A 13724-nucleotide genomic window follows, 5' to 3' on the forward strand; every position below is an offset into this window, starting at 1 on the left:
ATTAGGCCGAAGAACAGAAAAGCTGATATGTTTCACCGAATTCTTTGAAGAATATTGATATTTTAGCGAGCTTTAGAAAAATAAAAGAAAAAGATATTATGAGTAGAGATGCAGATAAAGCCTTTTTTGGTCATCCAATAGGGCTTTCAACACTTTTTGCCAGTGAAATGTGGGAACGCTTTAGTTACTATGGAATGCGGGCCTTGCTGGTTCTTTTCCTTACAGCAACTTTTGCGTCGGGCGGATTTGAAATGGCAGAACTGGATGCCTTTACCATTTATGGTATTTTCACCGGTTTAGTTTATGTAACTCCGATTTTGGGTGGAATGCTGGCCGACAAAGTGCTGGGGCAGCGAAAATCGATTTACATTGGAGGTTTAACCATGGCTATCGGCCAGTTTCTGTTGGCTGCAAGTGCGTGGATGCATGGTTCTGATGCCAGTGTTGAATTCCGTCAAACCATATTTTATGCCGGATTGGGTATTTTGATTTTGGGTAATGGTTTCTTTAAACCCAACATCTCTACCATGGTGGGCGAATTGTATGATAATAACGACCCGCGCAAAGACGGTGGTTTTACCATCTTTTACATGGGTATCAACCTGGGAGCTTTCTTTTCGCCACTGGTAGCCGGAAAATTAGGCGAACAAGTGGCCTGGCAATATGGTTTCCTGGCCGCCGGTGTGGGAATGTTATTAGGTACTATATGGTTTTTTCTCCGTAGCCATACCCTTGGGCATATCGGAATGCCTCCGAAAGTAAAAGCCGAAAGAGTACGTTTAATCCTTAACGACTGGTTTAGCATCTTACTATATGTTGTTGGCATAGTTGGTTTAATTTTCGCGGTAATTTTAGGTTGGAGTGTTATCCCCGCAACGGTAAGCACTGCAATTATATGGATACTTGGTATTGGTGGAGTAATTGTTCTTACCACTACAATATTTAAGGGAACCAACGGCAAAGCGGAATGGTCGCGTGTTGGAGTAATCCTTGTTTTGGCCCTCTTCAATATTTTATTCTGGAGTGGATTTGAGCAAGCCGGAACGACCTTTAATATTTTTGCCCGCGACAATACACAACGAATGATTGGCAGCTGGGAGATCCCGGCAACATGGTTTCAAAGTATTAATGCCATTTGGATTGTAGCTTGTGCACCTCTATTCAGTGTGTTATGGCTAAAGCTCGACAAAATAAAACTGAACCCCAATACCCCAATGAAATTTGCGTGGGGATTAATTATGCTTTCGCTAGGTTTCGTGATTATGGCAATTGCCTTCGACAGATCAACCGGCGGAGATTCACTACGTTTGGTTAGCCCGCTATGGCTGATTGTGGTTTACCTGTTTCATACTTTTGGCGAGCTTTGCTTGTCGCCAATTGGACTATCAATGGTAACCAAACTGTCGCCACCAAAACTGGTTTCTACGATGATGGGAATTTGGTTTGGTTCTGTTGCAGCCGGAAACTTTGTGGCCTCGCAAATGAAAGCCATTTCGATACAACTGGAAAAAACCCTTGGAACAGAAATCCAGGTCTTTTGGTTGATCGCAATTCAGTCGGCAATTATTGCCTTGGTTGCAGTTGCTCTTTCGCCATGGCTGAAAAAGATGATGCACGGAATTAAATAAGAAATAAGCTATTTGAGAAAATATTGGAAGTACCCGGCTTTTTTAGTCGGGTATTTTTTTGCCTCTAAAACTGACTTAAAAGATATTACAGAAGGATCCGATCCTTATTATATTAAACCGATAAGGATCGGATCCCTGTTGAAACGATGTAAAACTCACTAACCGAAAAGAGTAAGCACAACTAATAACATATTCACATGCAGAGTTAAAAAATGCGTTACCATTTTACAAGCGCTAAGCGCATTTACGTCATACCAAAAGCTATTTATGGCGCTGAAAGCGTCGAATGTACAGAAGGATCCGATCCTTATTATTCTAAACCGATAAGGATCGGATCCCTTTATTACAAGCGCTAAGCGCATTTATGACATAAAAAAAATGAGTGCACTCTGCCAATAGCAGGCTTTTTACAGACCTCTTACAATAAAAAAAGCCCGGCTAAACAACCGGGCTTTGCATTCGTATATTTTTTACTTCTATTTTAACTGAACTGCTTTTATCGCTCCTGTTTCGGGGTGAAATTCGATGGAGTAATCACCACCCAGCAAATCTTCAGGCAGCGGAGCAATGGCCCCAAACTGCGCAATGGTTGCACGTGCCGTGGCCAGCTTATTCAGCTCGTAAATAACACTGATATTGGCCACTCCCGGCATGCGATAGTAAACTCCGTCGTAACCGGCATCGGGATTCTCCGACGCGGCCTCGGCCTGGTATTTTGCCAATAAACCGGCTACCGGCTCAAACTCCACCATAACAGGTTTTCCTGAAAGATCGCTGGCGGGAACAACACCGTTTTCATCCGAAATTCGGAAGATCACTGCATTCTTTTCGTTGGCTTCCGGCACATAATCAAAACTGTAGGTTTCGGTTTTAGTTGTGGTTCGGCCAACAAACAGTTTAATGTAATTCTGCTCGGTACGTTTTAGTTCTGCCAGACTCACCTCATAGGCTTTTCCATCGGGGTACTCGCCATCGATGCGGAGTGCTGCCAGATCATACTGATTCATGCGGCAATCGAGCACACGCTGCGCCGCTTCGGCTGCTTTTTGTTCCATACCCACAGCCGTAGGGCGAAAGTTATTGGTAGAATCTCCGGGAATTAAAAACGGTGTATCCGAGAAATAATCAAAGGAAAAACCATCGTCGAGATCCGGTTGCTGAAAGGTTTTATTGGATTGAACCAGCAACGGCATAGTAGCAGTTCCCGCGGAATTTATTCCGGCCAGGCAACCGTTGGGTGCCAGACTGATCGTTGCCGCAATATCGCCCATGGCTTTGTAAACCTGCTGCGGATCGGGCTCCGAAAAAGTTTCGATTTTAACCGAAGACACCGACCATTTTACCGATGCCCGGTTGCGAACATCTTTTATGCCTAGTAACTGTTGCGCATAGGCAGCATATGGTCCTGGTTCAAATTTCTCGCGAATGGCTTCAACATGTACCTTAATTCCGGTGCGTGGCAAAACGTAGGCAATCCCTTCAACATAGGCAGGAGCGATTCCGTCGTCGTCTTTCTTTTTGCGCTGGCCGAATGTCGGAACGACTATCATTACAGCAATTATCAAAGCTAAATACCTCATTGTTTAAATTGTTTTTTGGTAAAACCCAAAAGTATTAAAATTATTTTGAATGAAATTGATTAAACACAAAGACTCGAAGACACGAAGTTTTTTCACCGCAGAGACGCTAAGGCGCTGAGTTTTTTTTTTTCTTAGAAACAATACTATTGATTTGAACACAAAGACACAAAGACACAAAGTGCTTATTCATTAAAGCATTTTAGCATTCACGCATTAAAGCATTCTGCGTCCTTTCTGTAGTATAATTTTTTAACACGAAGACCCTAAGACACGAAGTTTTTTTCATCGCGGAGACGCTAAGGCGCTGAGTTTTTTTACTTAGAAACAATACTATTGATTTGAACACAAAGACACCAAGACTCAAAGTGCTTATTCATTAAAGCATTTTAGCATTCACGCATTTAAGCATTCTGCGTCCTTTCTGTAGTATAATTTTTTAATACGAAGACGCTAAGACACGAAGTTTTTTTTACCGCTGAGACGCTAAGGCGCTGAGTTTTTTTTTTCTTAGAAACAATACTATTGAATTAAACACAAAGACACCAAGACTCAAAGTGCTTATTCATTAAAGCATTTTAGCATTCACGCATTTAAGCATTTCTTTTCTCTCTTCTTTGTGGCTTCGTGTCCTCGTGTTTTGATTTTTCAGGAATCCGCGACTTCTTATCTTTGCAAACATGATACAATTTCCCGATCCAAACCAGGCCGACGACGATGGATTGCTGGCACAAGGTGGCGAGCTTTCGCCCGAGTTTTTACTGTCGGCTTACTGCCAGGGTGTTTTCCCGTGGTTTTGCGAGGGCGAACCTATTTTGTGGTGGTCGCCCAACCCGCGGATGGTACTCTTGCCACAGGATTTTAAACTCAAGAAAAGTTTACGGCAGGTCATCAACAAAAGAATTTTTGAATTGCAGATCGACACGGCTTTTCACGAAGTAATTACAGCGTGCAGTAAAACCAAACGCCGCCACGAAGATGAAACGTGGATTACCAACGACATTATCGACGGCTATGTACAACTGCATAAACTGGGCTATGCCCACTCTTTTGAAACCTGGTTTGAAGGAGAACTGGTAGGTGGACTCTACGGTCTTTCGCTGGGGAATTGTTTTTTTGGCGAGTCGATGTTTTTTACGAAAACCGATGTCAGTAAATTTGCCTTTTATCACCTGGTACAATTTGCCATGAAAAACAACTTTGCCTTTATCGATGCCCAGCAACCCACCGACCACCTGGCAAGTTTGGGCGCTAAATCCATTCCGCGAAAAGACTTTTTGGAAATGCTGGAGAAAGCGTTGCAACAAGAAACTTTACAGGGGAAATGGACGGACCTCATCAAACACTGATGCGAGGTTTCCTGGTAATGGTTAATTTCGATTATTCCTTTGTTTCCCTCTCGATGGCATCTACGGTGTACACACAACTATTTTAGGGGGCCTGCTTTACAATCGACTTTCTAATATGCGGCGCAAGGTAGGGTTGTATTTCAAAAACCGGAAGCAGTTGCGCCTTTGTCATTTTTCTCTTCTATCCCCGGGGCTGCGCTCCCTGCGGGGGCTTCCCCCGGGCTATTGATTACGCACCCTTGGTGCTTAAAGCCCCGAAGCGGGCGACAGGCAATAGCCCGGTGCGAGTGGCTGAGTTTACGAAGACACAAAGCGCCGGGTAAAAGATCGATAAAAAATCGTTCGGCGTCTAAATTTGATTAGAATTGGTCAGCTTGTTCCGAACGAAAAATCGTTACAGAATCATTTGAAAATGGGAATATTTAAGTTGTGTTTACACCGTAGCCCGATGCCAGGGAGGAACGACTGAAGCAAACGGAATGAAAGGATTATTGATGAAGGACGGAGGATTAGAAAGTTTAAGACCAATCCCCCTCAATCGCTCCCGAGGTTGCAATCGGCAGGGAGGATTTGGTAGTTTTTGACATAACCAATCCCCCTTTAGTTCCCCCTTCGCCAAGGGGGACGGCGCTTCGAAGTTCGTCCTCCTTTTTGAAAAGGAGGTGGGCGACGCAGTCGGTCGGAGGATTAATACGCTAAAAACCAATCCCCCTTAATCCTCCCGAAGTATTAATCGGGACAGAGGTTTTGGTAATTCCTTTACATAAACAATCCCCCTTTGATTCCCACTTCGCCAAGGGGGACGAAGCATCAGGACAGAGGATTCAGAGAAAAAGCGGAAGCTCATGGCTAAGCCGGAGAGAATTATCAGATTAAGTTTACCTTTGCGCCATGTCAGGAAAAAAGAAAAACCAGAAGAATATTCTCAGCAAGCTAAATATAACACAGCTTAACCCCATGCAGGAAGAGGCCAAACGTGCCATACATCAAGCCGATAACACGATATTACTGTCGCCCACCGGAACCGGAAAAACCCTGGCTTTTATGTTGCCGATTATTGCCGAACTCGATCCGGATTGTCCTTTTGTTCAGGTGCTTATTTTGGTTCCATCGCGCGAACTGGCCCTGCAAATCGAGCAGGTTACCCGCGATATGGGTACCGGTTACAAATGCAATGCTTTTTACGGCGGACGCAATTTTAGTAAAGACCGTATTGATTTAAACCGTCCGCCAGCCCTATTAATCGGTACGCCGGGACGGATTGCCGACCACCTGCGACGCGAAACGTTTTATACGCACAAAATAAAAACACTGGTGCTTGATGAGTTTGATAAATCGCTGGAAGTGGGTTTTGAGAAGGATATGAAAGACATTCTTTCTTTTCTTCCCGAAGTGGAGAAAAAGATTCTTACATCGGCCACGCACCGTGTTCGTATTCCCGAGTTTCTGGCGTTTAAAAATCCGCTAAGTGTTAATTACCTGAAAGATGAGATTCCGGAACTGGAGATAAAAACAATTGTTTCGCCCGAAAAAGATAAACTGGAAACACTGGTAAAGGCCTTGTGCCATTTGGGAAACCAACCCGGCATTATCTTTTGCAATTTTAAAGAATCGATCGATCGGGTGAGCACTTATCTTACCGAAAAAGGGATTAGCCACGGTACTTTTTATGGCGGCATGGAACAAACCGACCGCGAGCGGGTACTGATTAAATTCAGAAATGGCACCCACCGCCTGATTGTTGCCACCGACCTGGCAGCACGCGGGCTGGATATTCCCGAGTTAAAATTTATTCTGCACTACCACCTTCCCCTGCGTTTTCAGGAATTTACACACCGCAACGGCCGAACCGCACGTATGCACAGCGAAGGAACGGCCTATATTCTGAAATGGGAAGGCGAAGATTATCCTGAATTTATTCAACCCAACAAAATAGAGGAGCTGACAGAAGCCCCACTCCCCGCCCCCACAGCATGGAATACACTTTTTATTTCGGGCGGACGAAAGGATAAGATCTCGAAAGGCGACATTGCCGGATTATTCTTTAAACAAGGGAAACTGAACAAAGACGAATTGGGCGTTATCGAATTAAAACACGACTGCGCTTTTGTGGCCGTTCAAGCCGATAAAGTTGAGGAGGTAATTCAGGCCGTTAGTAATACCAAACTGAAGAACAAAAAAGTACGTATTTCGCTTATTTAATGCGTTACTTCCAAAATACCACAACCTGAGCTTTTGATAAGCACGAAAAGATTATCCGCCTTAACAAAATGAATCCGATCCTTCCTGATTGGATTGAAATTAATGATTGAGAAACGACTGAATAATCAGGGTAATTTGTTTGCTTCATACCGTTCAGGAAGTAAGAAACGGATAACAGTGATAAAAAATTACAAAGTGCCATGCTGTTTCATCCGGAATTATTTCTGTTAAATCCAAACAGATAAATAGTATATTAGTAAGCCGAAAAATAACCCGGAATAAAAATCACTTTTTAAATTTTAAAGCAATTTATTGGAAACTTGAAAATTTCAAACGGATGAAAAAACTTATTACCGCTCTATTACTATTAGCGTTTATTACAACTGCTGCCGTGCAGGCACAAACACCCGACATGCCAGGAAACAAAACCAGAGGAATTAAAATTGTAAACAAACTGCAAAAACCGGCTTCGGTTCAAAATTTTAATACGAAAGACCTTGCTGGTTATTTGTTGGTATATTTTAAAGACCAAACACAAAGCGCTTACATGGCTGTTAGCAGCGATGGATATACATTTACCGACCTTAACAATGGCGAGCCCATTTTTGATGGCACCAAACTGGCCGAACAAAAAGGCGTTCGCGACCCGCACATTACCCGTGCCCCTGATGGCGCCTTTTACCTGGCCATGACCGACCTGCATATTTTCGGGCAGCGTGCAGGCCACCGCGACACACCCTGGCAACGCCCCGAAGAAAAATACGGCTGGGGAAATAACCGCGCCATTGTGCTGATGAAATCCTACGACCTGATTCATTGGACTCATTCCGATTTTCGGGTTGATAAGGCTTTCCCCGAACTGGGTGATATCGACTGTTCATGGGCTCCGCAAACCATTTACGATCCGACAGCAAAAAAAATGATGGTGTACTTTACCATTCGGTATAACAATGCCAATGCAAACATGTACTATTCGTATGCCAACGAAGAATTTACCAGGCTTGAAACCACTCCGAAAATGATTACCGAATTGGGCGGAATAGATGGCGATATTACTAAACTTGGCGCTACCTACCACATGCATTATGTTTCGGGAGCTAAGATTTTGCACGCTGTTTCGGATAAAATAAATAAAGACTATGTGACCGAAACACGGCGCATCGACCCAGAAAGTAAACCCACCGAAGCTCCAAACGTTTTCAGACGTTTAGGTACTGATACTTATGTGCTGATGTATGATGTGTATGGTGGGCGCCCCAATAACATGGGGTTTAGCGAAACCAAAGATTTTGTTTCCTACACCAACATTGGCCATTTTAATGAAGGTGTAATGAAAACCATAGGTTTTGAACGACCGAAACACGGTGCGGTTAGCTACCTTACCAGCGACGAATTAAAGGCGATTACAGACTATTGGGGTGTGAATGTAAATACAAAATAAACAGGTATTCAGCAGGTTCGCAAATCGACCTGCTTCCTTTCGAATTTTGAAAAAACAAAAGATGCCATCCGAAACTGTATAAAACAGTAGGATGGCATCTTTTATTTAAATCCCCCGCCCCGATGCGATCGGGACACCCCTTTTGAAAAGGAGAACAAGCTCGAAGCTAGCGACTTGCAGCTTGTAGTATGATTACTCTTTCCACTCCGGCAAACGTCCCGGAGTCCATGGAGCATTCATCTTATTAAGTTCAGCTTCCAGGGCAGGAACTTCTTTCTCCACAATATTTTTCAAGGCTTCCAACACCTGCGGGAATTCGTCTTTCAGAATTTCGTAAGCCTGCTTTTCGGTGGTGGTAATTCCCGTTGTCGATCCCATGTGGGTGTAGGTAATATTACTCAACCGGTTGTTTAACGGCACCTGGGCCGGAGGAATTTCTTCCCAGCTTGCTCTGGCCGGCACACCATCCATTCTGAAGTTCAGCTCTTCCAAAGCCACACCAATTGCGCGGGCTTTATCCATTAACTCCTGACCGGCTCCCGGCGTAGCATAAATGGCTTGTTTTATTTTCTCCACCTTGGCTGTTGTTTCGCTAATCATACGGTTGGTTCCAACCACGGCCAGGGCCAGTTTATTCACTTTCTCGGCAAACTCAATATTTTCGTTGTAGTCGTCAGCCGGAAGTTCAGTATTGTTCAAACGCTTGCAGGTAAACGTAACCGGCTCAACCAGTTCGGTCAGCACTCCCTGGTGCCACAATTTCATGCCCACTTTGTAGGTCCCCGGCATTACCATAATGCCACGTCCGGCACCAGTTATCGGATCGTATTTATCGCGAATACGGGCGTTTGCCGTTGCCGCATAAGTCATATTCCAGCTCACACGGTTCACACCTTTTGAAGGCGCTTTTGTAAACTGATCGATTACATTTCCATCGTTATCGTAAATCGTAAATATCAGGTGCGTTTTTTCCTGCTGAGCTTCCAGTTGCAACTCGCGCCAGTTTGGTTGTGGAATTGGCTTTCCTTCTTTAAACAACTCTTTCTCTTCCTCTTTACGCAATTGCTTTTGTGTTTTGGGCACCTCGTTCAGGTAATAGGTAAAAGTTGCTCCGTACTCCGGATTTTTGGCTGTAAAATAAGTACTTCCCTGGTTGCTTTTGCCGCTGGTTTGAACAAACATCAGCGCATCTTTTATCGGGAAAATCGCAGCTTCGGTATTTTCAAGATCGGCAGAAATTTCGCGCAATGGGCTGTAATCATCAAGGATGTAAAAACCGCGGCCAAATGATGCTGCCACCAAATCGCTTTCGCGCTCCTGAATAGCAATATCAAATACGGCAATGGTTGGCATGCCCGATTTTAACTGCACCCAATTTGCCCCACCGTCAACGGTAAAAAAGATCCCAAATTCTGTTCCCACGAACAACAGCTCAGGACGAACAAAATCCTGTACAATGGTATGAACCGAGCCGTTTTCGGGAAGGTTGCCCGAGATGGAAGTCCATGTTTTTCCTTTGTCGGTACTTTTATATACGTACGGTTTAAAGTCGTCGCGTTTCAGGTTATCGAAAGTGGCATAAACCACATTCGCATCAAAACGGTCGGCACAAATGTCGCTAACAATAGTCAGCTCCGGCACTCCCTGAAAACTTTTTACCTGTGTCCAGCTTTCCCCATCCTCTGTAACCGAAATAATACCATCATCGGTTCCGGCATACAACAGGCCTTCCTGCAATTTCGATTCTTCGAGTGCCACAATAGTTCCCCACTGCGAAGTTGACACATCGCGAACCACCGCCTCTGCGGGCCAGTATTTCCCCATTACCGGAATTGATGTACGGTCGATTTGTGCAGTCAAATCATCGCTGATCACCTCCCAGGTGTTACCATGGTCGTCGCTACGAAAAACCTTGTTGGCCGCCATATACAAACGTGTTTTATTATGCGGACTGATCATCAATGGCGCATTCCAGTTCCATTTATAGGTTAGTTCTCCTTTACGTTCAATGGGTTTTATGCTTAGGCTTTCACCGCTTTTTTTATCGTAACGATACACATTTCCGTATTGGTATTCCGAATACACGATGTTTGGATTTCCGGGCTCCACTGCTCCCCAAAAACCATCGCCACCCAATGTTGGGAACCACTCGTCGTTGATCACACCATCGCTACTGGTATTCTGCGAAGGACCGCCCATTGAGTTGTTATCCTGGGTTCCGCCGTACACATTGTAAAACGGCTCGGCATCATCAAGGTAAACGCGGTAAAACTGCGTAATTGGCAGGTTTTCTTTAAAATCGAAAGTTGTTCCGTTATCCCAGGTTTCGTAAATACCACCGTCGCCACCAATGATAAAATGCCCGGTATCTGTTGGGTCGATCCAAATGGCATGGTCATCAACGTGGCGTCCTGAATTGGAGAATCTGTTCCATGTTTTCCCGCCGTCAGTGGTATAAAACGAATAAGTTTCGGTTGAATATACCTTATCGCGGTTAACCGGATCGCAAACAATTTCGTTGTAATACTGGCCACTTGAATGATGATCGCTCATTTTCTCCCAGCTTTCGCCTTTATCCGTGGAGCGGAAAAAACCACCTTTATCTTCAGCAGCTTCCACAATCAGATAGACGTAATTCGGATCAACCGGCGATACATCAATTCCCATTCCGCCAATATCAACCGAAGGCAATCCTTTCATGATCTTGCGCCAGTTTTCGCCCCCATCGGTACTTTTATATACGGCCGATTCAGGACCGCCACCAATTTTCGTGAAGGATGTGCGGCGGCGCTGCTCCGATGTGGCGTACATAATATCAGGATTGGAAGGATCGATCACCACATTATTAACACCGGTATTTTCGCTAATCTCCAGCACTTTGTTCCATGTTTCGCCGCCGTCGGTACTTTTGTACAGGCCACGCTCCTCGCCCGGCCCCCATGCCGATCCTTCAGCAGCCACAAAAACAACATCAGAGTTGCGCGGATCGATAACGATTCCACCAATCTGGCGGCTCTCTTTCAGTCCCATGTTTTTGAAAGATTTACCACCGTCGAGCGATTTATAAACGCCATCGCCATAACCCAGCGCACGCTGGTGGTTGTTCTCTCCGGTACCTACCCAAACCACATTTGAGTTGTTCGGATCGAGCTCCACCACAGCTATTGAATATGCCCCGTAGTTATCGAAGATCGGATTCCATGTAGTACCGTTATTCGTGGTTTTCCAAACGTTACCCGAAGCCACAGCTACGTAGTATTCTTTATGATTGTTCGGGTTTACGGCAAAATCAGCAATGCGGCCGCTTGCCCATGCCGGACCAATACTTCGCCATTTCAGGCCACTAACCAGCTCCGAATTAACAAATGGCTTTTCTTCTTCTTTTTTCTCCTCTTCCTTATTTTTCGAGAAGGCTACTGTTGAAATTAAAAATACAGCAGTTAAAACCAGTGCGAGTTTTTTCATAAAATAGTTATTTGAATTTTCGATGTCATCAGTATGAAACAGTGGGCGAACATTACGCGAAATGCCCATTTAATCGGCTTTATTTTCGCATTGCCCTTAGGTTTAGTTTTCCTGAGCTGAAAATAATAAATATAAACTTTGTGAAAAAGAAATAAGTCACAAACCTCGCACGATAGTTATTTCGGAGAAGCCATAACTTAACTATTTCCTTTAAAGGATGAAATCCGGAGGATAAAATGCTTGCGAGCGAAAGTTTTGCTTAAAAATTAAGTACGCCTTTCAGGTTTTTATAACCGGTTTTGCTGACTTTCAATTTTGTTTTGTCGTGCAGAATAACAATATACGATTCCTTTTCGTATTGCTGAATTTCGGCAATCTCATCCACCTTTACAATGTAACTGCGGTGAATACGCACAAAGTTTTTCGGATTTAAAGCGTTCTCGAAATACTTCATAGTTTTTTGTTTCATCCAGCGGCCTTCGGTCGTGTAAATCATTACATAATCGTCCATCGATTCAATGTAACGCACGGCGTCAACCGGAGCGATATGAATTTTATGACGGTCTTTCACCACAATACGATCGAGGTATTCGTCTTTCGGGAAATCGCTAACTTTTTCGGCTACGTCCGACTCTTTTCCGTCGGTTTGAATGCGCTCCAGAACTTTCTGAATGGCCTCATCCAAACGGTCTTTCGAGTAAGGTTTTAGCAGGTAATCGGCCGCGTTAAAATCGAAAGCCTTTAACGCATACTGATCGTAGGCCGTTGCAAATATAATTTGTGGTTTATGCTCGAGCAGTTCCAACAGCTCAAAACCGGTGATCTTTGGCATTTGAATATCAAGAAAAACCAGGTCGGGCTTCAGTTCGTTAATTTGTTTTACGCCTTCGAAGCCGTTTTCACACTCGGCAATCAGTTCAACTGCCTCGTTATCGGCCAAAAACGATTTCATCAGGTTACGGGCCAGCTCTTCATCTTCAACTATAATGGTGCGCAATTTTTCAGTCATGGTTTACAATTTTTGAGGAATGGTTAAAGTTACGGTAAATTCGTTTTGTTTATCTTCAATTTTCAGCAAATGCGGGTTTCCGTAGATTACCTGCAAGCGGTCGCGGATATTACGCAACCCGATTCCCTCGCCTTTTTTGCTTACTACATTTTTATCGTAAGTATTGCTGATGGTTACTACCAGCTTATCGTCGTTGCACCGGCAATGGGTAATTACATCGATGGTTTCGGTGGCTTCGTACACGCCGTATTTTATAGCATTTTCATACAATGGCTGCAGAATCATATTCGGGATTTCTGCTTTCAAACACCCCTCTTCAACCGCAAAAACAGGGTTCAGCTTTTTCCCGAAACGTACCTTTTCAATTTTCAGGTAAAGCTTGTTATTATCAATTTCCTGCTGAACGGTTACTGTTTCGCGTTGGTCGTGTTTCAGGGAATAACGCATCAGCTGCGACAGGTTGATCACCATTTCCTGTGCTTTTGCCGGGTCGGTCATGGTAAGCGAAGAAATGCTGTTCAAACTGTTAAACAAAAAGTGCGGATTAATCTGCGATTTTAAAGCGTGCAGTTCGGCCTCTTTTACCAGTGCTTTTAGTTTTGTTTCGTTTTTGGTTTTTTCTTTAAACGCCAGGTAATAATTTACGGCATAGAAAAATACCACGTTAAACGTGTATAGCAAATACCCGTTATAAAGCCCGGTAAACAGATAATTATGATCTTCCTGCAACTGCCCCGGATTTATGAGTTTTGTAATTACCGTACCAATATATAGCCAAATTAAAACAATAATGGTGGCAGCAATAACATGAGCCAGGATTACACGGCCAACACTGTTATCTTCGAGGGTACTGAATTTTATGACATACCAAATGGAAATTCCCAAAAATCCGAAAAGGATGATGTAAGCAAAACGGTCGGTCATGGCAGTTATAAAATCGCTTTCGCCAACCGAAACAACCACTAAAACCATTACCACTGCCAGTATTAACCAAAACGCCACATACGAAATGGCCAACCGCGGAGATTTTATAAAGGGATGCCTAAAATCCAT

General features: G+C 44.0%; 8 protein-coding genes. 4 read left to right on the forward strand and 4 right to left on the reverse strand.

The genetic code is table 11. The annotated features are described in order from the left end of the window. Positions 1 to 98 precede the first annotated feature (98 nt). Positions 99 to 1628 carry a peptide MFS transporter gene (locus BMW53_RS11005; RefSeq protein ID WP_038558607.1) on the forward strand — a complete coding sequence of 510 codons (1530 nt, stop codon included), beginning with the start codon at positions 99 to 101 and terminating at the stop codon, positions 1626 to 1628. A 476-nt stretch (positions 1629 to 2104) separates the two neighbouring features. Here BMW53_RS11005 and BMW53_RS11010 read toward each other — a convergent pair whose 3' ends face one another. Then, the gene (locus BMW53_RS11010; RefSeq protein WP_038558604.1) at positions 2105 to 3208 is read right to left on the reverse strand and encodes a DUF4831 family protein; all 1104 of its coding nucleotides are present in this window, start codon (positions 3206 to 3208) and stop codon (positions 2105 to 2107) included. A gap of 677 nt (positions 3209 to 3885) precedes the next feature. Here BMW53_RS11010 and aat point away from each other — a divergent pair. From aat to BMW53_RS11025, 3 genes are all read left to right on the forward strand, one after another. Next, entirely contained in the window at positions 3886 to 4554 is a 669-nt protein-coding gene (gene aat / locus BMW53_RS11015) for a leucyl/phenylalanyl-tRNA--protein transferase (protein WP_038558602.1), read from the forward strand. 891 nt (positions 4555 to 5445) lie between these two features. After that, complete coding sequence (locus tag BMW53_RS11020; protein ID WP_038558599.1) at positions 5446 to 6756, forward strand: DEAD/DEAH box helicase; 1311 nt, start codon at positions 5446 to 5448, stop codon at positions 6754 to 6756. 337 nt (positions 6757 to 7093) lie between these two features. Then, positions 7094 to 8197: a glycoside hydrolase family 43 protein gene (locus tag BMW53_RS11025; RefSeq protein ID WP_038558596.1), complete on the forward strand. Its 1104-nt coding sequence runs from the start codon at positions 7094 to 7096 to the stop codon at positions 8195 to 8197. 192 nt (positions 8198 to 8389) lie between these two features. On the opposite strand, the gene BMW53_RS11030 is transcribed toward BMW53_RS11025, so the two are convergent. The 3 genes from BMW53_RS11030 to BMW53_RS11040 form a co-directional block, all read right to left on the reverse strand. Continuing rightward, the gene (locus BMW53_RS11030) at positions 8390 to 11662 is read right to left on the reverse strand and encodes a VPS10 domain-containing protein (RefSeq protein ID WP_038564671.1); all 3273 of its coding nucleotides are present in this window, start codon (positions 11660 to 11662) and stop codon (positions 8390 to 8392) included. A gap of 259 nt (positions 11663 to 11921) precedes the next feature. Next, complete coding sequence (locus BMW53_RS11035) at positions 11922 to 12671, reverse strand: LytR/AlgR family response regulator transcription factor (RefSeq protein WP_038558593.1); 750 nt, start codon at positions 12669 to 12671, stop codon at positions 11922 to 11924. A 3-nt stretch (positions 12672 to 12674) separates the two neighbouring features. After that, positions 12675 to 13724, reverse strand: a complete 1050-nt coding sequence (locus BMW53_RS11040; RefSeq protein WP_051567837.1) for a sensor histidine kinase — start codon at positions 13722 to 13724, stop codon at positions 12675 to 12677.

The organism is Draconibacterium orientale (assembly GCF_900111425.1).
GTDB classification, from domain to species: Bacteria; Bacteroidota; Bacteroidia; order Bacteroidales; family Prolixibacteraceae; genus Draconibacterium; species Draconibacterium orientale.

Excerpts from the sequence above, each read along its gene's own strand:
- BMW53_RS11030 (WP_038564671.1), bottom strand. The coding sequence starts at position 11,662 with ATGAAAAAACTCGCACTGGTTTTAACTGCTGTATTTTTAATTTCAACA.
- aat (WP_038558602.1), top strand. The coding sequence starts at position 3,886 with ATGATACAATTTCCCGATCCAAACCAGGCCGACGACGATGGATTGCTG.
- BMW53_RS11020 (WP_038558599.1), top strand. The coding sequence starts at position 5,446 with ATGTCAGGAAAAAAGAAAAACCAGAAGAATATTCTCAGCAAGCTAAAT.
- BMW53_RS11010 (WP_038558604.1), bottom strand. The coding sequence starts at position 3,208 with ATGAGGTATTTAGCTTTGATAATTGCTGTAATGATAGTCGTTCCGACA.
- BMW53_RS11025 (WP_038558596.1), top strand. The coding sequence starts at position 7,094 with ATGAAAAAACTTATTACCGCTCTATTACTATTAGCGTTTATTACAACT.
- BMW53_RS11005 (WP_038558607.1), top strand. The coding sequence starts at position 99 with ATGAGTAGAGATGCAGATAAAGCCTTTTTTGGTCATCCAATAGGGCTT.
- BMW53_RS11035 (WP_038558593.1), bottom strand. The coding sequence starts at position 12,671 with ATGACTGAAAAATTGCGCACCATTATAGTTGAAGATGAAGAGCTGGCC.
- BMW53_RS11040 (WP_051567837.1), bottom strand. The coding sequence starts at position 13,724 with ATGGATTTTAGGCATCCCTTTATAAAATCTCCGCGGTTGGCCATTTCG.